Here is a 22016-nt window from a genome sequence, read left to right on the forward strand (position 1 = left end):
TGACCAACCCAAGAGGAGGAATAATGAGCACGATCGGAAAGGCGCTGGCATTGCTGGATACTCTGTCACGGCTGGACAAGGAGGCGGGTCTGACCGACATCGCCCGCCTCTGCGCGCTGGACAAGGCGACGGCACGACGCTTTCTCGTGGAGCTGGAAAAACACGGCTTCGTCGAGCAGGATCCAGAGACGCGCCGCTACCGCATCGGCTCGGCACCGGTTCGCCTCGCCCGTATCCGGGAAGCGCGCTTTCCCTTCCTGCGGGTCGCAATCCCCTTCATCAGGACACTTGCCGAATCCTCGATCGAGACCGTGCATCTGTCCGAATTTTCGGGCGGGCAGCTTTCTACCATTCATGTTGAAGACTCACCGCGCGCCCACCGCATCATCGTCGATGTCGGAAGCCTCCTTCCCTTTCATGCGACGGCATCAGGCCTCGCCTTTCTGGCCTTCTGCCCACCCGTGGAAATCGACGAAGCGCTTAAAAAGCCGCTGGAAAAATTTACCGACCACACCGTCACCGACCCCCAATTGCTGCATAAAATGCTCGATGAAACCGCTGCACGGGGCTTTTCCGTCATTGACCAAGGTCTCGAGGTCGGCGTCATCAGCACGGCGGCACCGGTGCGCACGCCGAGCGGCCGCCCGATCGGTTGCGTGGCAATCGCCGCCCCGCTCTCTCGCACCACGAAGGCTACCATCCAGGAATTCGGCGCGCAGGCCGCCGCCACGGCCAGCACGATCTCAGAAAAATACTACGGGTCGGAAAGACCCACGGGAACCATTGCGAAACTCAGGAGGACGGATTGATGAGCCCGGAGGCTCCCTCACCGCGGATACTCGTCATCGGAACCGGTGACACCAAATGCGACGAACTGCAATTCATGGCGTCCGTCATCAAGCAAGCCGGCGGCCAGCCGGTCATGATGGATGTGAGCATTCTCGGCGACCCACCTTACAGCCCCGATTATTCCAAACATGACATTGCGAAGGCTGCCGCAACGACAATCGAAGCCATTACCGAAAGCGGCGACGAAAACAGCGCCATGGCGGCTATGGCGAAGGGTGCGTCGGCCCTGACCCTCCGCCTCTATGACGATGGACTAATCGACGGCATTATCGTGCTCGGTGGCTCTATGGGCACGGATCTGGCGCTCGATGTCGCTGCCGTCCTGCCGCTCGGCGTGCCGAAATTCGTGGTTTCGACCATTGCCTACTCCCACCTCATACCGCCCGAACGCATCGCGCCCGATCTTATGATGATCCTGTGGGCTGGCGGTCTCTATGGTCTCAACAGCATCTGCCAGTCGGTTCTTTCCCAGGCCTGCGGCGCAGTGGTCGGCGCTGCAAAGCACGGCACCAAGCCCGATCGCGAACGTCCCCTCGTCGGCATGACCTCCCTTGGCTCCTCCTGCCTGAAATATATGAAATATCTGCGGCCAGAGCTGGAAAAGCGCGGCTACGACGTCGCCGTGTTTCATTCGACCGGCATGGGCGGACGGGCCTATGAAGCGATCGCCTCGAAGGGTGGCTTTGCCGCCGTCTTCGACTTCTGCATCCAGGAAGTCAGCAATCATCATTATAGCAGTGTCGTCACCTCTGGGCCCGATCGTCTCGAAAACGCCGGTCGCGCCGGCATTCCGCAGATCGTCGCACCTGGCGCGATCGACATGGTCGATCTTCAGGCATGGCAAGCCCTGCCAGAGATCTTTGTGGATCGCCCGTATCACGCCCATAACCGGCTGATCGGGTCGGTAACGACATCGCCGGAAGGGCGGCGTGCAGTCGCCCGTGTGATCGGAGAAAAACTGCGGCGCGCTGAAGCGAAGGTCGCCTTCCTCCTGCCGACTGAAGGCTTGCAGGAATGGGACAAGCCGGATGAACCCTTGCATGATCCAGAGGGCCTCGACGCCTTCCTCGACGAAATGCGCCGAGCCGTTCCGCCCAGCGTTACGCTGCAGGAGGTCGATGCGCATATCAACGCCCCGGCCTTCTCGACCGCTGCCCTTGCCATCTTCGATCGATGGGTTGCCGAAGGCGTCATTCCGGAGGGGCGGCCATGAGCCAAGACCGCGCGCTTATCCTCGACTTCGGTGGTGTCGTTACCCGCACCCTGTTCGAAACCCATGATATCACCGAGCGCACACTCGGCCTTCCCAAGGGATCGCTGACGTGGCGCGGCCCGTTCGACACGACGACGGACCCGCTTTGGGTCGAAATGCAGAACCGCGAGATCACCGAACGCGACTATTGGCTGAAGCGCACGAAGGAAGTCGGCAAGCTGGTCGGCGAAAACTGGACGGACATGCAGACCTTCGTGCGCCGGGCGCGCGGCGCCGAGCCGGAGCTGGTTCTGCGGCCAGAAGCCCGCGACGCCATCCTGCGCACCAAGGAGGCCGGCCTCAAGCTGGCAATCCTGTCGAACGAACTCGACCTTTTCTATGGCGTCGAATTCCGTCAGCGCTTTCCGCTGATCGAGCTTTTCGACGTCATCGTCGATGCCACCTACACGAAGATCCTGAAACCCGATCCCCGCGCCTACGAGCTCGTCCTTGCCGAGCTCAACCTCCCGCGCGAGGCCTGCGTCTTCGTCGACGACCAGAAGAAGAACATCGAGGGCGCCGAAGCCGTGAGCTTGCCTCACGTGCATTTCGACGTGACCCGCCCTGCCGAAAGCTATGCCCGCGCACTTGCGATGCTGGGGCTCTGAACCAAGAGGAATTTGACATGCGTGAGACCAATTTCATCATCGAAAACAACGCCCGTCACCTGTGGCATCCGATGGCTCACCCCGCTGAGATGCAGGCCAATCCGCCGCGCATCATCAACTCAGGCGAAGGCGTCGAGATCGTCGATATCCAGGGCAGGAAAGTGCTCGACGCGGTCGGGGGCCTCTGGAATGTCAATCTCGGCTACTCCTGCGAGCCGGTGAAGAAGGCGATCCGCGACCAGCTCGACGAACTGCCTTATTATTCGACCTTCCGCGGCACGACGAACTCACCCCTGATCGAACTGTCCTACGAGCTTGCCGAATGGTTCAAGCCGGACGGCCTCAGCCGTTCCTTCTTTACCTCAGGCGGCTCGGATTCGGTCGAGACCTGCCTGCGGCTGGCGCGCCAGTACCACAAGGTCAATGGTCAGCCCGAGCGCACCAAGTTCGTCGCGCTGAAGAAGGGCTATCACGGCACGCATTTCGGCGGCGCCTCGGTCAACGGCAACCAGAACTTCCGCCGCAACTACGAGCCGCTGCTTCCAGGCGTCTTCCACCTGCCGGCACCCTTCACCTACCGCAATCCCTTCAACACCACCGATGGTGCGGAGATTGCGGCTGCAATCGGCAGGCTCTTCGAGGATGAAATTGCCTTCCAGGGTGCCGACACCATTGCGGCCCTGATCGTCGAACCGGTGCTCGGCGCCGGCGGCGTCATCGTTCCGCACGAGACCTTCCTGCCGCTGATGCGCGAGATCTGCGATCGGCACGGCATCCTGCTGATCGCCGACGAAGTGATCACCGCCTTCGGCCGCACCGGCGCCTGGACCGGATCGCGTCTCTGGGGCGTGCAGCCGGACATGATGTTGACGGCCAAAGCGATCACCAACGGCTACTTCCCCTTCGGCGCGGTGATGATCTCCGACAAGGTGGCGCAGGTCTTCGAAGGCAACAAGGGCGCTGTCGGCAGCATCGGCCATGGTTACACCTATTCCGGCCATCCGGTCGGTGCCGCCGCAGCCCTTGCCACCTTGAAGGAAACCAAGCGACTCAATGTCGTCGATAATGCGGCTGCTCGTGGCGAAGAACTGCTCGCCGGCCTGAAAAAGCTGCAGGACAAGCACGAACTGGTGGGCGATGTGCGCGGCAAGGGCCTGATGTGCGCCCTCGAACTCGTCAGCGATCGTGCAAAGAAAAGTGGCGCAGCTAAGGACGTCATTCAGAAGGTGCAGGACGCGACCTATGATGCCGGCGTTCTGGTCCGCACCTCCGGCGCCAATGTCATCATGTCGCCGCCGCTCATCGTGACGGCGGAGAATGTCCAGACCATCCTGACCGCGCTCGACGCAGGTCTCACCGCGGCAAGGGGCTGATCATGTCCGACAATGCAGCCCTCATCGCGCGTCGCGAACGGCTTCTCGGCCGGAACATGTCGCTCTTTTATGACGACCCCGTGCATCTGGTGCGCGGCGAAGGCGTCTGGCTCTGGGATGCCGATGGGAAAAAGTACCTCGATTGCTACAACAATGTGCCGCATGTCGGCCATTGCCACCCGCGCGTGGTGGAAGCGATCGCGCGGCAGGCCTCGACGCTGAACACGCATACCCGCTACCTGCACGAAGGCATACTTGATTACGTCGAGCGGCTGACGGCAACCTTCGACAGGAGCCTCAACGCGGCGATCCTGACCTGCACCGGCAGCGAAGCCAACGACGTGGCGTTGCGCATGGCGCAAGCCATGACCGGCAAAACCGGCGTTATCGCCACCAACCACACCTATCACGGCAACACGGCAGCTGTGTCGCAGCTGTCGACCCGCATGCCGCCGGTCGGCGGCTTCGGTGGCCATGTGCGCCATGTGCCGGCGCCGGACAGCTATCGTCCGCTCGGCGGCGAAGGCGGAGAGGCCTTTGCTACGGCCTTTGCGGCCGAAGTGGAGAAAGCAATTACCTCGCTTCAGGAGAGCCCGCACGGCTTTTCGGCCATCATCATCGATCCGTTCTTCGCCAATGAAGGCTTTCCGGACCTGCCGCCGGGTTTTCTCGACAAGACGGTTGCCGCCGTGCGCAAGGCCGGCGGCCTCGTGATTACCGACGAGGTACAGCCCGGTTTCGGCCGGACCGGCACGCATATGTGGGGTCACCAGCACGCTGGCATCGTTCCCGATATCGTCACGCTCGGCAAGCCGATGGCCAACGGCCATCCGGTCGGCGGCGTCATTGCCAATGTCGATACGATCAACACTTTTCGCAAAGCATTCCGCTATTTCAACACCTTCGGCGGCAATCCGGTCTCCTGCGCGGCGGCCATGGCCGTGCTCGATGTCATCGAGGATGAGAACCTTATCGAGAACGCCCGCAATGTTGGCGAATATACGCGCGATGCCTTCAAGCGGCTGGCCGAGAAGCACTCGATCATCGGCGACGTGCGCGGCAGTGGCCTCTTCATGGGCACTGAGTTTGTGCTGGACAGGCAGACGAAGGAGCCGGCTACCGCTGAGGCAACCCGGATCATCAACGCCATGCGCGAACGCGGCGTGCTGATGGGCAAGATCGGCATTCACCAATGCGCCACGAAGATCCGACCGCCCATGCCGTTTACCCGGAGCAATGCCGACTACATGTTGTCGATCTTCGACGATGTCCTATCCGGCCTGTGAGGCAATATGGCTGATCAATTGCCTCAGGCCATCCGCGATGCCCTGCAGAGACGTGCGCTGGAGGCCCTCGACCATTGGCCTGTGCAGGCCCATGAACCTCTCCTGATGAAATATCGAGAGAATGCCGTCTTCCGCATCACGCTGGAGGATGGTCAGTTCGCCGCACTGCGGCTCCATCGGCCGGGCTACCATGACGAGACGAGCCTGCGCTCGGAACTGCACTTCATGGCGGCGCTCAAGCTCGGCGGCCTTGATGTGCCGAGTCCCGTTCCGACAAGCAGAAAGCAGAGCCTCGTCCGACTGCCAGCCAACAGGCATTTTGCCGAACAGCATGCCGACGTGGTGAGCTGGATCGACGGCGTGCCGCTTGGCCAAAGTGGCGTGCCGCTGTCGCATTCGGCAGAGATGCAGGCCGACATCTTCTTTCGCGTCGGACAGAGCATGGCGACCATGCACGAGCTTGCCGATGCTTGGGAGCCTCCGGAGCGTTTTCGCCGCCCAGCATGGAACGTCGAGGGTTTGGTCGGCGAAAAGCCGTTATGGGGTCGCTTCTGGGATTGCCGGGGCCTTTCGTCCGAGAGCACCACTGCGCTCTCGGCATTACGCGACGAACTACGCCGCACCCTTGGAGATGCAGAAGCTCAAGACTTCGATTACGGGCTGATCCATGCCGATCTGGTGCGGGAAAACATCTTTCTGACGGGAGCCGACGGCGATGTCGCCTTCATCGATTTCGACGATGCGGGACATGGTTTCCGCCTGTTCGATCTTGCCACCACCCTACTCAAGAACCGCAGAGAGCCCGCCTATCCTGCAATCGAGCAAGCGCTGATAGCAGGTTATCGCAGCCGGCGATCCCTCTCCGACGCGGCGCTGGCGGCCCTGCCCCTATTCATGGTGCTGAGGAGCCTTACATATATTGGATGGCTCGCGGGACGTCCGGAAATTCCGGGCAGTGTCGAGCGCCTGTCGCGTTACGTCAATGAAAGCATGGAGATGGCGAGAAAGCTCAATATCGCCGCTTGACATCTTCCGCATAATTATTAACGTGTTAAGTAAATAAGAGATCGGGAGGACTCAATGCCACATCTCGCCATCGAATATTCGGCCAATCTGGAGGGTCGCACCGATATCGGTGCGCTCTGCGAGCGACTGCTGAAGACGGTGCTGGAGACCGGACTTTTCGAGGTCGGGGCTGTGCGCGTGCGCGCCTTTCGCGCCGAGCACTACGCCATCGCCGACAAGCTGCCCGAAAACGCCTTCATCGACTTGAACTTCCGCATTGGCAAGGGCCGCACGCAGGAAGAAAAGAAACGCACCGGCGAGGCAATCTTCGCCGCAGCGATCGACGTTCTCGGCCCGCTTTTCGAGACGCCGCATTTCGCCCTTTCGCTTGAGATCCGCGAGATCGATGCGGAGCTCAGCTGGAAGAAGAACGCCATTCATCCGCGGCTTCGCGGCAAGTGACATTCCCTTCGTGGGACGACATAACACCAAAGGAATAGACGATGTCCAAACTGCAGGAAAACATCGCAAAGGCGGAAGGCTTTCTCGCCCGTTTCAAGGATCGCGGCATTCTCAACCGCATCAATGGCGAGGATGTCTCGGCCGATGACGGTTCCACTTTCGAAACGATTTCGCCTGTGGATCTGAAGCCGCTCGCTACCGTGGCCCGCGGCAAGGCAGCCGATATCGATCGCGCTGCAAAGGCCGCAAAGGCTGCCTTCGCAGAGTGGGCCGCGATGCCTGGTGAAGCCCGCAAGAAGCTCCTGCATAAGATCGCCGATGCGATCGTCGCGCGCGCCGAAGAAATCGCCTTCGTCGAGTGCATGGATACCGGACAATCCCTGAAATTCATGGCGAAGGCCGCTCTACGCGGTGCGGAAAACTTCCGCTTCTTCGCCGATCGCGCCCCGGAAGCCCGCGACGGCAAGACGTTGCGTGCGGAAGGTCAGGTGAACCTGACAACGCGCGTGCCGATCGGCCCGGTCGGCATCATCACGCCCTGGAACACGCCCTTCATGCTGTCGACCTGGAAGATCGCGCCGGCTCTCGCTGCGGGCTGCACCATCGTCCACAAGCCGGCAGAATTCTCGCCACTCACTGCGCGCCTTCTAGTGGAGATCGCCGAGGAGGCCGGCCTGCCGAAAGGTGTATGGAACCTTGTCAACGGTCTCGGCGAGGATGCCGGCCGCGCATTGACCGAACACCCGCTGATCAAGGCGATCGGCTTCGTCGGCGAAAGCCGCACCGGCTCGATGATCATGAAGCAAGGCGCCGACACGCTGAAGCGCGTGCATTTCGAGCTCGGCGGCAAGAACCCGGTCATCGTCTTTGCCGATGCCGATCTGGAGCGCGCCGCCGATGCCGCCGTCTTCATGATCTACTCTTTGAATGGCGAGCGCTGCACCTCGTCCTCGCGCCTGCTGGTGGAGGAAAGCGTCTACGACAAGTTCACCGCGATCGTCGCTGAGAAGGCCAAGCGCATCAAGGTCGGCCATCCCCTCGATCCGGAAACGGTCGTTGGCCCGCTCGTCCATCCCGTGCATGAAAAGAAGGTGCTGGAATATATTCAGATCGGCCGTTCGGAAGGTGCGACGCTCGCCGCCGGCGGTGAGAAAGTCAACGGCCCTGGCGGCGGTTGCTATGTCTCGCCCACGCTCTTCACTGGCGCCAACAACCAGATGCGCATCGCTCAGGAAGAAATCTTCGGGCCGGTTCTGACCGCCATCCCCTTCAAGGACGAAGCCGATGCGCTGGCGCTGGCTAATGACGTCCAATACGGCCTGACCGGTTATCTCTGGACCTCGGACGTCACCCGATCCTTCCGCTTCACCGATCACCTCGAAGCCGGCATGATCTGGGTGAACTCGGAAAATGTGCGTCACCTGCCGACACCCTTCGGCGGGGTCAAGAGTTCCGGCATTGGCCGCGACGGCGGCGACTGGTCCTTCGATTTCTACATGGAAACCAAGAACATCGCCTTCGCCACCAAGCAGCACGCCATCCAGAAACTCGGCGGCTGAGCCGCTAATATCTATAAGTACGCATAAGAGGAGGAACAAATGCCCCTGCCGAAACCCAATCTCTATCCGCCTTTCAACATCGTGCGTCTCAGCCATGTCGAATTCGGCGTTACGGATCTTGCCAAGTCCCGCGCCTTCTATGTCGACACGCTCGGTCTGCAGGTGACGGATGAAACGGCCGATACGATCTATCTCCGGGCGATGGAGGAACGCGGCCACCACTGCATCGTGCTGAAGAAATCCGACAAGGCCGAAGCCCGCGATCTCGGCTTCAAGGTCTTCAGCGACGAGGATCTCGACAAGGCGGCGCACTTCTTCAAGGGCAAGAATCTGCCGGTCGAATGGATCGAGCGCCCCTATCAGGCGCGCACCTTCCATACCCGCGACCCGCATGGCATACCCCTCGAATTCTATTCTAGGATGGACCGTCTGCCGCCGATCCACCAGAAATACGCCCTCTACAAGGGCGTGAAGCCGCTGCGCATCGACCATTTCAACTGCTTCTCTACCAATGTCGATGAAAGCGTCGCCTTCTATAACGAGCTCGGCTTCCGCGTGACCGAATATACCGAGGATGCGGAAACAGGCCGCCTCTGGGCCGCCTGGACGCATCGCAAGGGCGGCGTCCACGACATCGCCTTCACCAACGGCCGCGGTCCACGCCTGCACCACACCGCCTTCTGGGTGCCGACGCCGCTCAACATCATCGACCTGCTAGACCTGATGGCGACGACCGGCTGGGTCGCCAATATCGAGCGCGGCCCGGGCCGCCACGGCATCTCCAACGCCTTCTTCCTCTATATTCTCGATCCCGATGGCCACCGCATCGAAATCTATTGCTCGGACTATCAGACGGTCGATCCCGATCTGGAACCGATCAAGTGGGACCTCAAGGATCCGCAGCGCCAGACATTGTGGGGCGCACCCGCTCCCAAATCCTGGTTCGAACATGGTAGCCTGTTTGCCGGTGCGGAAGTCGCCGAGCCCGATCTGAAGGCACAGCCGATTATCGCGCCTTAAGCGTTACCCTTGAGAGCGGGTGAAAGACGCCCGCTCCTCATCAACGTTCGAAAGCGCGAGGAGTCCGTCATGAATTTGAAAGACGCAACATTGTTCCGCCAGGCCGCGTTGGTCGGCGGTGAGTGGATCGAGGCCGATCCATCCAACGCGATCAAGGTCGACAACCCGGCAACGGGCGAGATCATCGGCCTTATTCCCAATCTAGGCGCCGCCGAAACCAAAAAGGCGATTGCCGCAGCCGAAGCCGCGCAGAAGGAATGGGCCGCCCGCACCGCTAAGGAGCGCTCCGGCATCCTCAGGCGTTGGTTTGAGCTGATGATGGAAAACCAGGACGATCTCGGACGCATCCTGACGGCCGAACAGGGCAAGCCGCTGCCTGAAGCCAAAGGCGAAATCGCCTATGGCGCCAGCTTTATCGAATGGTTTGCCGAGGAAGCCCGCCGCGTCTATGGCGACATCATTCCCGGCCACCAGAAGGACAAGCGCATTCTGGTCATGAAGCAGCCGATCGGCGTGGTCGCGGCGATCACGCCGTGGAACTTCCCGAATGCGATGATCACCCGCAAGGCCGGCCCGGCCTTTGCCGCCGGCTGCGCCATGGTGCTGAAGCCTGCCTCGCAGACGCCGTTCTCGGCCATTGCAATCGCCATTCTTGCCGAGCGCGCCGGCCTGCCCAAGGGCCTCTTCAGCGTCCTGACCGGCTCGGCCCGCGCCATCGGCGGCGAGATGACCGCAAGCCCGGTCGTGCGTAAGCTCACCTTCACCGGCTCGACGGAAGTCGGCGCCGAGCTCTACAAGCAGAGCGCGCCGACCATCAAAAAACTCGGGCTGGAGCTCGGCGGCAATGCACCCTTCATCGTCTTTGACGATGCCGATCTCGATGCCGCCGTCGAAGGCGCGATGATCGCCAAATTCCGCAACAATGGGCAGACTTGCGTCTGCGCCAACCGTCTCTACGTGCAGGACGGCGTCTATGATGCCTTTGCCGAGAAGCTATCCAATGCTGTCGGCTCGCTGAAGACCGGTAACGGCTTCGACGAAGGCATCAATCTCGGCCCGCTAATCGACGAGGCGGCCCTTGCCAAGGTCGAAGAGCATGTCGCCGATGCGCTTTCCAAGGGCGGCCGCGTCGTCGCCGGCGGCCATCGCCACCAGCTCGGCGGACGCTTTTATGAGGCGACGGTACTTGCCGACGTCACGCCTGCCATGGCCGTAGCCAGGGAAGAAACCTTCGGTCCCGTGGCTCCCCTCTTCCGCTTCAAGGATGAGGCCGATGTCATTGCACAGGCCAACGACACCGAGTTCGGCCTTGCCTCCTATTTCTATGCCAAGGATCTCGCCCGCGTCTTCCGCGTCGCTGAAGCGCTGGAATATGGCATGGTCGGTGTCAATACTGGCTTGATCTCGACGGCCGAAGCGCCGTTCGGCGGCGTCAAGCTTTCCGGCCTCGGCCGTGAGGGTTCGCGCTACGGCATCGAGGAATTCACCGAAATCAAATATGTCTGCCTCGGCGGCGTCGTCTGAGGTCAGGAGAAGGCCGTGAAAGCATGACCCATCCCAGATTCCTGTCTTTTTCGAGAAACGGCCGTCATGGTTACGGGCTTGCGGTCGACGGTGGTGTCGTCGACCTCTCTGCCCGCTATGGCGCGACATGGCCGACGCTGCGCGAAGTGATCGAGGCCGGTCGCCTCGTTCAACTCGCCGAGGAAGCCAAGACGTTGAAGCCGGATTTCGCGCTCGACGACATTCGCTTCGAAATTCCCATTCCGTCGCCGGAAAAGATCATTTGCGTCGGGGTCAATTTCCCCGATCGCAACGAGGAGTACAAGGATGGGCAGGCAGCTCCCCCCAATCCCTCGCTTTTCATTCGCTTTCCGCGGTCGTTCACCGGGCACGATCAGCCCCTGATCCGCCCGCCGGAAAGCCCGCAGCTCGATTATGAAGGCGAGGTCGTCATCGTCATCGGCAAAGGCGGTCGCCGCATTGCCGAGGCCGATGCCTTCTCGCATATTGCAGCTCTTTCGCTCTGCAATGAGGGCACAATCCGCGACTGGGTGCGGCATGCGAAGTTCAACGTCACCCAGGGCAAGAACTTCGACAATACCGGCTCGATCGGCCCGTGGCTGATCCCCTTCACGGATGCGGCCCAGATTGAAGACATAGCGCTCACGACCCGCATCAATGGCGAAGTGCGCCAGAGCGACCGCACCAGCCGAATGATCTTCTCCTTCCGCAAGATCATCAACTACATCTCCACTTTCACTACGCTCGTCCCCGGCGACGTCATCGTCACGGGCACGCCGACAGGCGCCGGCGCCCGCTTCGATCCGCCGATCTGGCTAAAGCCGGGTGATGTCGTCGAGGTCGAAGCCGATGGCCTCGGTATCCTGAAAAATACCATTGCCGACGAGGTGCACTGATGCTGTCTCATGACGAAATCCAGGCTGCGGTCGAAAGCCTCGATCAGGCGGAGCGGACGCGCGTCCAGACCGGGCTCCTCTCGCTCAAGCATCCCCAGATGACGATGGACGATTCCTATGCCGTTCAGGGCGCCTGGGTCAAAAAGAAGATTGCGCGCGGCCGCGAGCCGATCGGCTGGAAGATCGGGCTGACGTCGAAGGCAATGCAATATGCCCTCAACATCAACATCCCGGATTCCGGCGTACTCTTCGACGACATGGTGTTCGAAGATGGCGCCACCGTGCCGGCCGACCGCTTTATCCAGCCGCGCATCGAGGCCGAGATCGCCTTTGTCATGAAGGCGCCGCTCAAAGGCCCGAATGTTTCGATCTTCGATGTGCTGAATGCCACCGACTATGTGACGCCGGCTCTTGAGATCCTCGACACGCGCATCCTTCGCGTCGATCCCGATACGAAAAAGGCGCGCACCATCGTCGACACCATCTCCGACAATGCCGCCAATGCCGGCATCGTCACCGGCGGCCGCGCCGTGCGGCCCGGTGAGATCGACATGCGCTGGATGGGTGCGATCGTCAGCCGCAATGCCGAAGTGGAAGAAACCGGGCTTGGCGCCGGCGTGCTCAACCAGCCCGCACGTGGCATCGCCTGGCTTGCCAATCGACTGTCGCAATATGGCGATGGCATCGAAGCCGGCCAGATCGTGCTTGCCGGCTCATTCATCCGCCCGATCGAGGCGCGGCATGGCGATACGATCAATGCCGATTTCGGTCCCTACGGATCGGTTAGCCTGTTCTTTGCATGAAGGAGCGAGCCATGCCTGCGCCGAAAAACCTCTTCAAACAGGCCCTGAAGGAAGGGCGGGCGCAGATTGGCCTCTGGCAGGCGCTCGCCAATGCCTACACGGTCGAAATCTGCGCCGGCGCCGGCTACGACTGGCTGCTGCTGGATGCGGAGCATGCCCCGAACGATGTGCCGCTTCTCGTCTCCCAGCTGCAGGCGATGAAGGGCACGGATAGCCATGCGGTGATCCGTCCGCCGATTGGCGAGACCTGGATCATCAAGCAGATGCTGGATATCGGCGCCCAGACCCTATTAATACCGATGGTCGACAGCAAGGAAATGGCCGAGGCCATGGTCAAGGCTGTTAGATACCCGCCGCATGGCGTGCGCGGCGTCGGCGCAGCCCTTGCCCGCGCCTCCGCCTTCAACCGTTTTCCGGACTACCTTGCGACGGCCAATGAGGAGATCTGCCTGCTGCTGCAAGTGGAAAGCCGCGCCGGGCTTGCGGCGCTTGACGACATCGCCTCAACGCAAGGCGTCGATGGCGTCTTCATTGGACCATCCGATCTCGCGGCCGACATGGGCTATCTCGGCAAGCCGGGTGCCCCTGAAGTTCAGGCAGAAGTCGAAAAAGCGCTCACAAAAATCCAGTCGCATAGCAAGGCCGCCGGCATCCTGATCGGCGATCTTTCGCTGGCCAAACGCTATCTCGAACTTGGTGCCACTTTCGTCGCGATCGGCAACGACGTCACCGTGCTTGCCAATGCCACAATCAAGCTCCTTGACGATTTCAAGAAGACGGATGCCGCCAAGCCGCCTCACGACGTCAAGGTCTATTGAGCGCCGACGCCACCTTCCCTGCGTCGCGTGACTTTGCGCCTCATCACGCAAATTTCGGCATAAAGAAAGCCTTGTGCACGCTCAGTCAAAACGGACTGCACAGCTGGACGCGACGCCTCCGCGAGCATCGGTCATGATGAACCCGAAAGCCAAGAGGAGGAAACATGCGTTTCAAGAACAAGACTGCCCTGATCACCGGCGGCGGCACGGGCATTGGCGCGGCCGTCGCCCGCCGCATCCGGCAGGAAGGCGGCAATGTCGCACTCGTCGGGCGCCGTCCCGAGCCGCTGAGAAGTGTTGCCGATGAAATCGGCGCGACCATCGTCGCGGCCGATGCCGCCGACGGCGCCGCAATGAAGGCTGCCGTCGAGAAGGTCGTCGAGACCCATGGCGGCCTCGATATCCTGATTGCCAATGCCGGCGGCCACGGCGTCGGGCCGACGGTCAGCATGTCGGACGAGACCTGGGATCTCGCCGTTCGTCTCAACCTCAACACCGCCTTCGTCAGCGCCCGCGAATCCCTGCCGCATCTCATCAGGAACCAAGGCAACATCGTCGTCCTGGCCTCGATTGCCGGACTCTTTGCCGGGCCGGATGCGGCGGGCTACGTCACCATGAAACATGGCTGCATCGGCCTCGCGAAATCGCTGGCGCGTGACTATGGCCGCAGGGGCGTGCGCACCAATACCGTCTGCCCGGGCTGGGTCACGACCGCCATGGCCGATGAGCAGATGGAATTCATCGTCGAGAAATACAAGCTGAACAGCATCGAGGAGGCCTACGCGCTCGTCACCAAAGACGTGCCGCTCGGCCGGCCGGCAACCGCAGAGGATGTCGCCAATGCTGTCTGCTTCCTGGCTTCAGGCGAGGCATCAATGATCAACGGCGCGGTGCTTACCGTCGACGGCGGCGCCGGCACCGTCGACCTGCCGACGCTGGCTTTTGTAGAATAACGGGGAGGAAATAGAGATGAACCAGAATCCCAAGGACTGGAAAACCTACGACGAATTCGCCTATGGCATCGACACGAACCGTCTGCCCGCCACGGAGGCCCTGACCGGCTCGACGCACAAGATCGCGTTCGACGATGGCCGTAGGTTGGAACTCTCCTTCGCCAAGGGTGAGGTGAAATGGTCGGATGGCAAGGACAGCGGGAACGACTTGTCCGAGGTGATCGAAGTCGCGCCGAAGACTTATTTCGTCGAGATCATCTTTGCCGGCCGCCCCAGGGAAGCCGAGACGCTGATCCTCAACACCGAGACGCGCCGCGTGCTTTCCATTTACTCGGTCGTTCGCGAGCTCAAGGATTCCGTCGGCGAGCCGCAGGTCGCGCAGATCTTCCGGCCGGGTGTTATTGAAGGTGGCGCCGCAAGCGGGCCGGTGCCGCACGAGAGCCGCGACCTGATCGGGCTCAGGGCTCATTTCACCTACAGCCCCAATCATGTCTACGAGCACACCTATCTCTCGTCGCAGCGCTATGCCTGGCAATGCCTTGTCGGTGTGCAGCGCGGCCACGGCGATGTTGATCTCGCGACGACGTATAAGTTTGATGAAAATCTCTACATCTTCACCTTCCGTGAATTCAAAATCGCGGTCGCATCCACATTCTTCTACAATTTCAAGGATATGCGCTCGACAGGCAAGTTCCTCGGCATCACTGGCGACGGGCGCATCCAGAACAGCCCGGCCGGCGCCTTCATCCGCAAGGCCTCGATGACCTATTACCTGCCCGGCCAGGAACCCGTGTGAGGACGCCATGCGCACAGCATTCGATATCGTAAAGGCGCACTACGACGCCAATGACCGCCGCGACATGGATGGCATGCTTGCCGACATCGCCCCCGATTGCCGCTGGACCGAGATGGATGGCTTCCCCTGCGCCGGCACCTATGTCGGCCCGCAGGAGATCTTCAGAAACGTCTTCCAGGCACTCGGAGAGGCCTTCGAAGGCTACACCTTCAATCTCGAACGCCTGCTCGACGCCGGCGACGAGGTCGTTGGCGTAGGAGACTATAGCGGCACCAACAAGCAGACGGGAAAGACCTTCAAAGCCCGGGTCGTGCATGTCTGGGGCGTGGCGGGCGGCAAGATCCGGCGTTTCGAACAGTTCACGGACACGCTGAGAGTGGCTGAATCCATGAAATGAGAAACGAGGCGGCCCGGCTCCGGCAGGGCCGCTTCATCAACTAAGACATATTGGCCTTGCGCCATTGCGACGGCGACACACCATATCGAAGGCGGAAAGCGCGCGAGAAATGCGCGCTGGAGGAAAAGCCGAGAGCGAATGCGATCTCGGATATTTCTCCCGCGTAGCCGCCGGCATCGCGCAGCTTTTCCGCAGCCTTTTGGACGCGCAAATCCCAGATATAATCGGAAGGCGTCAGGCACTCCACTTCGAATGCGCGATAGACGTAACGCACCGAACAGCCCATGCGGCGCGCGATCATGGTTATCGTCAAATCCGGCCGTTCGAGATTGAGATCGATGAAATCCCTGATCCGCTGCAGCAGCGTGTGAAGGGGGTTTGCGACCGGTATTGCCTGTTGCAGGTCGGCGCCAATCAAGGTGCGCACGAGCTCGATCATGGTCTGGCCGACACTTGCGCGCCTGGCCTCGTCAAGATGATCGATCTCATGAATGGTCGAATCCATCAGCGACAAAAGGATCCGGCACATGCCATCCTTATCGGCATGCGCCGTGAAAGGTTGCGACAACCGTTCTACGGCCGTCGCGGGCAGGCTATGGCGCGGCAATTGCAGCAACAATTGGCGGACCGGCGTACTGTTCGTCAGCATATAGGGGCGGCTGGGATCGTAGACGACAAGCGCATTCCGCGAGACGGGCGCATGCAATCCGCCCTGCGTCAGCGAAGCGCAGCCCTCAGTCTGCACGATCAGTTTGATCGCGTCGGGATCATTCGGCGCTGCCGTCACATGATCGCCGAAGACGACATGCCGATCCGCCTCCAGCCGCGTCAGCCGGCAAGTACCCAGCATGGCAGAGGTCATGCGGCTCTTTTCCTCATCCGCCGTGCTGAAATCAAGCCGGACATTACCGAAGAGATTGCGCGCCAGCCCTGCGAACGATCGACCGCTGGCGCTATCGACATGCCGGTGAAGTGCTGCGGTCATGATTGCTGTCCTCAGGAGGTGAGATAACCGCCATCGACCGGCAGGCAGGCGCCGGTGATATAGCGCGCGGCATCAGATGATAGAAAGACGATCGCATCGGCGACTTCTTCGGACGCGCCCCAGCGGCCGGCGGGAATACGCCGCAGGATCGGCGTCGATGATCGTTCGTCGGCAAACAGCGCGCGGCTCAATGGCGTGACGATCCAGCCGGGTGCCACCGCATTCACGCGGATATCCGCCTGGGCGTATTCCTGGGCGAGCGATTTCGTCAGCTGCACGATCGCACCCTTACTGGCCGCATAGGCCGGACGATCGGCGGCGCCGAAGGTCGAATACATCGAGGCTATATTGACGATCGCCGACCCCGCCCGCATGCGCGGACGGGCCAGCCGGCAGCAATCCATGATCGACGTGAGATTGATCGCCATCACCTCGTCGAATGCGGTCTTCTGCCATTCGCCCCGATCCCTGCTAACACCGGTGCAATTGACGAGAATATCGATTGTCTCGACCGAGGAGAAGAAGGCTTCCAGCGCGCCAGGCTTCAGTACATCGAGTTCGCGATACTCGATCTGCCGACTTGTTGGCGCGATCGAGGCACCGAGCCCGAAACTCACCACACGGGCGCCGAGATCGGCAAAGCTCCGCGCGGTCGCTGCCCCTATGCCAGATGTACCACCGGCTATGACGACCGTTCGCCTCGCAAAAAGATCGGCAGAGAATGTCATGAAGGCTCCCTCGCGTCAGCTTGCCAGATAGGCGCCGTGCAGAATGTGCGGCTGGGCCTTGAGCGTCGCCGCGGCGCCGGAAAAGACCAGGCGTCCGCGCTCCAGCACAAGAGCCTGATCGGCAAGATCGAGGGCGAGATTGGCGAACTGCTCGATCAGCAAAACGCCTATGCCGCGCGTGGCGGCGATTTTTAGCGCCTCGGCCAACCGCTTGACGACGGCCGGTGCAAGGCCGAGCGACAGCTCGTCAACGATCATGAAGCGTGGCTTGGCGACGAAGGCCTGCGCCATCGCCACCATCTGCTTCTGGCCGCCGGAAAGATCCGATGCCGATTGACGCCGCCGTTCCGATAGTTCGGGAAAGATCTCATAGGCATGAGCCAGTCCCTCTCGTCGGGCAGCCGCCGATGTCTCCAGCGCTGCCACGAGAATATTATCCTCGACGGAAAGCTGCCCGAGCACGCGATGCCCCTCCGGCACGAGCGCAAGACCAGCGCGGCGAATGCGGTCAGGCGAGAACCCTTCGAGCGCCGCGCCGGCGAGGCATACGGAACCGCCACGCGGCAGGACGCCCGCCATGGCCATAACCGTGCTCGACTTTCCGGCGCCATTGGCCCCAAGCAGTGTCGTGATCTTCCCAGCCGTGACGGAAAACGAAATGTCATGGATGACGCGCTTGCCGCCGCGCTCGACGACGAGATTTTCAACGCTGATTTCCGACGTGGCGTCCATATCAGAACTCCCCTAGATAGGCGCGCCGCACATTGGGATCGGCAAGCACAGTCTGTGTCGGGCCAAGCGCCAGAAGCTTGCCGTAGTCGAGCACCATCGTTTCGCTGCACATGGAGCGGATGAGATCGACATCATGGTCGATAATCAGCACTTGTGCTCTGAATTCCGCTGGGATGCGCAGCACCAGCTCGCGAAAAGCCTTGCCCTCTTCTTCCGTCAGACCCGCTGCCGGTTCATCAAGCAGGATAAGCTTCGGCTCGCCGACAACGCATTTTGCCAGCTCGACGAGACGGCGCTGGAAGAGATTGAGGGATTGGCCGGGCCTCTCGGCGGCATCGGTCAGCCCGACAAAGGCAAGGGCCTGCTCGACCGCACGGGCATGGTGGCCGGTGCCAACGACATGATCGGCGATCGCGGCAATATTGCCGGCAACGGTCAGATCCTCCACCACCTGCTCTGTCTGGAACGAGCGTCGCAGGCCGGCGCGCACGCGCTGCAGGGGCGTCATCGCCAGCAGCGGCCGCTCGCCGAGCGAGACCGATCCCTGGATCGGCCTCACGAAACCGGAGAGCACATTGAGCAACGTGGTTTTGCCTGCGCCGTTCGGGCCGATGAGACCGGCGACGGGCGCTGTCAGCGCCGCGCTCAGCTCATTAATCGGTCGGACACCACCGAACTGGACGATGAGATTGTCGATCTTGATCATCGTGCCCTCCCCGTGGAGAGAACGGCATTCAACCGGGCAATAAGAGCCGATATCTGGCCGGCAATGCCCGTCGGCGCGGTCGCCAGCGCATGGAACAGGGCGACGCCGAAGATCCCGATCGTAACATAGCCATCAATGCCGAGATCCGTGAGCAGGGCCGGCACGGCACGCAGCAACAAACCGGCGATGACGGCGCCGTACCAGTTGAAGACGCCACCGACGATGGCAAGTGCGAAGAGATTGAGGCTCTCGAAGGCGCCGAAGGCACGCCCGTCGAGCTGACCGACATTGCCTGCGAGCAATCCACCCGCAAGACCGGCAAGAAAGCCGCTCAACGCAAAGGCCCAGGCCTTATAGATCAGCACATTGACGCCGCTGGCAACCGCAACCGTCTCGCCTTTGCGGATCAGCGCCCATGCGCGACCGGGTCGGGCAAGTTTGTGCCATTGCGCGATCAGCAGGCCGATCGCTGCCGCGACACAAACATAGAGGAAATAGGAGACCTCGCCATCGGCGACTATTGGTCTTGCGAGCATTGCACGGCCGGAGCCATCGGCGCGACCCAGGAAGCCGGGACCGCCATCCGGAAAGCCCCAGGCGCTGATGACGATCTGAAAAGCGCCCGCCAGCATCAGCGTTACCAGCGCAAGATAAAGACCGCGCAGGCGCAAGGCGGGCAAGCCGAAAACCAGCCCCACGATCGAAGCGACCATACCGCCCGCAAGCAGGCTCAATTCAAAAGGCGGATGAAAGGCATGGCCGACACGAAGCGTCACCCAGCCGCCGACGCCGACAAGCGCGAACTGGCAAAGCGAGACGAGACCAAGCTGACCATAGAGGATGGCAAGCCCCGCAACGGACAGCGACAGAGCAACCGCGGATGTGGCGGCAGAAAGCCAGAAAGAATTGGCGAGCAAAGCGACGACGAGCGAGAAGATCAGCATCGTCACAGGCACGTGAAGAAGCTGCTTCGGCAGGCGCATCATCGATATGCTTCCGGCTGTTGGGGTGATTGTTTGCTCCTGAACGGTCATCGGTCCTTCAACGCGGCCCTGGCCGTGCCTCCGAGAATGGTGACCGCGACAAGCGCGATGATGAAGGGTGCTGCTGCGCGATAGGGCGATATCCAGGCGACAGGCGTCAGCACGGCCTCGGCAATACCGATCAGAATGCCGGCGACGGCCGTTTGCCACAGCGACTGCAACTGACCGAGGATCGCTGCGGCGATCGCCGGGATCACCAGCAAGGTCAGGAAGGTGCCCTGTAGCCGGACGAGATCGGCAAGCAGCAGGCCGGCAAGACCGGCGAAGATGCCAGTCATGATCCAGGCGGCGGTTTCCGTATAAAGGATGCGCACGCCAAGCATGGCGCTGAGATCGCGATCATTGGCAAGCGCCCTCATATCGAGACCAAGGCGCGTGCGAGTCAGAAGCAGAGTGATGGCAATGACCATGACGACGGCAAGAATGATGGCGATGATACGCGTAAAGGTCAGGCGCACGGCGAAAAGAGAGATGAACATCTGGTCGGTCGGGAATTGCAGGCGGCGCGGCAGCTCGCCCCAGATGACACCCATGATCGCGATCAGGATCAGCGCCGGTGCCAGGGTCCCGACGGCGCGCACGACGATATCGCGATGCGACAGCATGGGCGCGAGGACCCGACCATAAAGAAAACTGATCGTCGTCGAGACGGCAACGGCGGCGAGGATGGCGACGGGGAGCGGCATCTTCCACTCCAACAGTTGCCAGGCGCAATGCGCACCGATCGCGCCGAAGGCACCGAATGCGAAGTTGAGAACGCCAGTCGCCCGAAACAGGACGACCAGGCCGACGCCGGACAGCGCGTAAACAGCGCCGATCCCAAGCCCGGATATGATGAAAGGCAGGATGTTCATAAATCGATCCTTTCGGGTCGTTCGGTTCCGCGGATTTGCCGCGGAACCGAGGCAAGCGTCTGGGCTCAGTTGATGCCGGCGGACTTTTCAAAAGCACGCACGTCCTTCAGCTCCGGATCGGGCGATTGGGCGCAATCGGAAACGACTTTCCACTTTCCACCCTCGGCAACCGCCATGCGTGTCGTCGAATTGGCATTGTGGCGCGGCTGGCCATCGCCGAAGTACCAGGGAGCGCAGAAGATATCGCTCCTGAAGTCCTTGATCTCGCGCACGGCGGCAGAAGCCGTCTCGCGGTTGATCTTGGCAGGGTCAAGCGTCATCAGTGCCTTTTCGGCGATGCGAGCTGCGAGGTAGCCAGCCTGAGCAAAGGTATCGCGCGGATCAGACTTCTGGCCGTACTGATCCATGACGGCGAGCCAGTTCTGATTATCCGGCGTCTGCGCGTTCAGATCGTTGAATTCCATGTTGACATAGAACTTGTCGTCCCAACCCGAACCAATGGTAGCTGGAACCGAGAGATCATAGGCCGAGGCCGCGCTGAGGAAGGTGATCGTCTGGTTGAGCCCCTGTTCTTCGGCAGCCGTCAGCAGCGGCACGGCAACGCCCTTCGACAGGCCAAGCACGATGACATCCGGCTTGCTTGCGGCCGCCTGCAGGATGATCGATGTGGCGTCTGCAGAGCCCGGATCCATAAGGATCGTCTGGGCCGCAAAGCCTTTTTCCTTGGCAAGCAGCATCACGCCGTCACAGGACCAGGTGCCGACATTCGGGATGTTCGGGCCGATACAGACGACGGACTTCGCATTCAGCTTGTCGAGCGCGTAGCCCATGGCGCCGAGCATCGAGACGCGCGGCCCGGCATTGGTCGGCGCATAATTCTCAGCAAAATAGCATTCGCGCGGCACGCCGACGCCGGCGACGACAAGGATGCCGGACTTCTTGTAGAAATCGGCATTGGCGCCGCACTCGACATAACTGGAATTGCCGACCATCAGCACGGCCTTCTCGTCGTTGACGAGCTTGGCGGCGAGCTGCGCGGCGATTTCCGGATTCCACTGATCGTCCTCGACCAGATATTTGACCGGCCGCCCCTTGATGCCGCCATTGGCATTCAGGCAATCAAAATAGGCCTTTGCCGCCTTGGTGGAGTTGGAAAAATCATCCGGCCCGGTCTTGCCGGTAATGGCGCCGATGATGATCGGTTCGCCGGTTGCCGGCTTGCCAGTGTTGTCGCCGCAGGATGCGGCCGCATGCACGCTGAATGCCGATGCGAGCGTCAGAAAAAGGCCGATTGCCAGCCCTCTTAGATTGATAGGCATTGTCTCCTCCAGTTTGTTGTCCCGCTCCCCACGGGCTCTTTTCTTCCC

Annotated in this window: 23 protein-coding genes; 16 read left to right on the forward strand and 7 right to left on the reverse strand. The window is 61.3% G+C overall.

Annotated elements, in window-relative coordinates; all coding sequences use genetic code 11:
- The first annotated feature begins 23 nt into the window (after positions 1–23).
- The 16 genes from AC13QY_RS00155 (at position 24) to AC13QY_RS00230 (ending at position 15601) form a co-directional block, all read left to right on the forward strand.
- Complete coding sequence (locus AC13QY_RS00155; protein WP_113350908.1) at positions 24–809, forward strand: IclR family transcriptional regulator; 786 nt, start codon at positions 24–26, stop codon at positions 807–809.
- On the forward strand, positions 809–2062 hold the full coding sequence (locus tag AC13QY_RS00160; RefSeq protein WP_113350907.1) for a Tm-1-like ATP-binding domain-containing protein: 1254 nt from the start codon (positions 809–811) through the stop codon (positions 2060–2062). Before AC13QY_RS00155 ends, AC13QY_RS00160 begins: the two co-directional genes overlap by 1 nt.
- Positions 2059–2709, forward strand: a complete 651-nt coding sequence (locus tag AC13QY_RS00165; RefSeq protein ID WP_113350906.1) for an HAD-IA family hydrolase — start codon at positions 2059–2061, stop codon at positions 2707–2709. Before AC13QY_RS00160 ends, AC13QY_RS00165 begins: the two co-directional genes overlap by 4 nt.
- A gap of 17 nt (positions 2710–2726) precedes the next feature.
- Entirely contained in the window at positions 2727–4082 is a 1356-nt protein-coding gene (locus AC13QY_RS00170) for an aspartate aminotransferase family protein (RefSeq protein ID WP_113350905.1), read from the forward strand.
- A 2-nt stretch (positions 4083–4084) separates the two neighbouring features.
- Positions 4085–5368 (forward strand): aspartate aminotransferase family protein, encoded by a 1284-nt coding sequence (locus tag AC13QY_RS00175; RefSeq protein ID WP_145634715.1) that lies wholly within the window; start codon positions 4085–4087, stop codon positions 5366–5368.
- A gap of 6 nt (positions 5369–5374) precedes the next feature.
- Entirely contained in the window at positions 5375–6394 is a 1020-nt protein-coding gene (locus tag AC13QY_RS00180) for a homoserine kinase (RefSeq protein WP_113350903.1), read from the forward strand.
- A gap of 54 nt (positions 6395–6448) precedes the next feature.
- Positions 6449–6835 carry a 5-carboxymethyl-2-hydroxymuconate Delta-isomerase gene (locus tag AC13QY_RS00185; RefSeq protein ID WP_113329282.1) on the forward strand — a complete coding sequence of 129 codons (387 nt, stop codon included), beginning with the start codon at positions 6449–6451 and terminating at the stop codon, positions 6833–6835.
- A gap of 41 nt (positions 6836–6876) precedes the next feature.
- Positions 6877–8394 (forward strand): 5-carboxymethyl-2-hydroxymuconate semialdehyde dehydrogenase, encoded by a 1518-nt coding sequence (gene hpaE / locus AC13QY_RS00190; RefSeq protein ID WP_488492656.1) that lies wholly within the window; start codon positions 6877–6879, stop codon positions 8392–8394.
- Between the two features lie 39 nt (positions 8395–8433).
- Positions 8434–9414, forward strand: coding sequence for a 3,4-dihydroxyphenylacetate 2,3-dioxygenase (gene hpaD / locus AC13QY_RS00195; RefSeq protein ID WP_488492657.1), 981 nt, complete (start codon positions 8434–8436; stop codon positions 9412–9414).
- 69 nt (positions 9415–9483) lie between these two features.
- On the forward strand, positions 9484–10938 hold the full coding sequence (gabD, locus tag AC13QY_RS00200; protein WP_488492658.1) for an NADP-dependent succinate-semialdehyde dehydrogenase: 1455 nt from the start codon (positions 9484–9486) through the stop codon (positions 10936–10938).
- 23 nt (positions 10939–10961) lie between these two features.
- Positions 10962–11834 carry a fumarylacetoacetate hydrolase family protein gene (locus AC13QY_RS00205; protein WP_488492659.1) on the forward strand — a complete coding sequence of 291 codons (873 nt, stop codon included), beginning with the start codon at positions 10962–10964 and terminating at the stop codon, positions 11832–11834.
- Positions 11834–12637: a 2-oxo-hept-4-ene-1,7-dioate hydratase gene (hpaH, locus tag AC13QY_RS00210; RefSeq protein ID WP_488492660.1), complete on the forward strand. Its 804-nt coding sequence runs from the start codon at positions 11834–11836 to the stop codon at positions 12635–12637. Before AC13QY_RS00205 ends, hpaH begins: the two co-directional genes overlap by 1 nt.
- A gap of 11 nt (positions 12638–12648) precedes the next feature.
- Positions 12649–13455 (forward strand): 4-hydroxy-2-oxoheptanedioate aldolase, encoded by an 807-nt coding sequence (hpaI, locus tag AC13QY_RS00215; RefSeq protein ID WP_488492661.1) that lies wholly within the window; start codon positions 12649–12651, stop codon positions 13453–13455.
- A gap of 164 nt (positions 13456–13619) precedes the next feature.
- Positions 13620–14408, forward strand: coding sequence for an SDR family NAD(P)-dependent oxidoreductase (locus AC13QY_RS00220; RefSeq protein WP_145319685.1), 789 nt, complete (start codon positions 13620–13622; stop codon positions 14406–14408).
- Between the two features lie 16 nt (positions 14409–14424).
- Entirely contained in the window at positions 14425–15204 is a 780-nt protein-coding gene (locus tag AC13QY_RS00225) for a MoaF C-terminal domain-containing protein (protein WP_113329289.1), read from the forward strand.
- 7 nt (positions 15205–15211) lie between these two features.
- Positions 15212–15601: a nuclear transport factor 2 family protein gene (locus AC13QY_RS00230; protein WP_113329290.1), complete on the forward strand. Its 390-nt coding sequence runs from the start codon at positions 15212–15214 to the stop codon at positions 15599–15601.
- 40 nt (positions 15602–15641) lie between these two features.
- Here the strand turns inward: AC13QY_RS00230 and AC13QY_RS00235 are convergent, their stop codons facing one another.
- From AC13QY_RS00235 to AC13QY_RS00265, 7 genes are all read right to left on the reverse strand, one after another.
- Positions 15642–16586: an AraC-like ligand-binding domain-containing protein gene (locus AC13QY_RS00235; protein ID WP_488492662.1), complete on the reverse strand. Its 945-nt coding sequence runs from the start codon at positions 16584–16586 to the stop codon at positions 15642–15644.
- Positions 16587–16597: 11 nt separating this feature from the next.
- Positions 16598–17314, reverse strand: a complete 717-nt coding sequence (locus AC13QY_RS00240) for an SDR family NAD(P)-dependent oxidoreductase (RefSeq protein WP_488492663.1) — start codon at positions 17312–17314, stop codon at positions 16598–16600.
- Positions 17315–17329: 15 nt separating this feature from the next.
- Complete coding sequence (locus AC13QY_RS00245) at positions 17330–18046, reverse strand: ABC transporter ATP-binding protein (RefSeq protein ID WP_152092987.1); 717 nt, start codon at positions 18044–18046, stop codon at positions 17330–17332.
- 1 nt (position 18047) lies between these two features.
- Complete coding sequence (locus AC13QY_RS00250) at positions 18048–18752, reverse strand: ABC transporter ATP-binding protein (RefSeq protein ID WP_152092988.1); 705 nt, start codon at positions 18750–18752, stop codon at positions 18048–18050.
- A complete protein-coding gene (locus AC13QY_RS00255; protein WP_113350890.1) occupies positions 18749–19786 on the reverse strand; it encodes a branched-chain amino acid ABC transporter permease in 1038 nt (345 codons plus the stop codon). Before AC13QY_RS00255 ends, AC13QY_RS00250 begins: the two co-directional genes overlap by 4 nt.
- Complete coding sequence (locus AC13QY_RS00260) at positions 19783–20649, reverse strand: branched-chain amino acid ABC transporter permease (RefSeq protein WP_113329296.1); 867 nt, start codon at positions 20647–20649, stop codon at positions 19783–19785. The genes AC13QY_RS00255 and AC13QY_RS00260 overlap by 4 nt, the downstream gene beginning before the upstream one ends.
- Positions 20650–20714: 65 nt before the next feature.
- Positions 20715–21968 carry an ABC transporter substrate-binding protein gene (locus tag AC13QY_RS00265; protein ID WP_113329297.1) on the reverse strand — a complete coding sequence of 418 codons (1254 nt, stop codon included), beginning with the start codon at positions 21966–21968 and terminating at the stop codon, positions 20715–20717.
- Between the last annotated feature and the right edge of the window lie 48 nt (positions 21969–22016).

The sequence above is a fragment of the Martinezella sp. CNPSo 3795 genome, assembly GCF_057784475.1.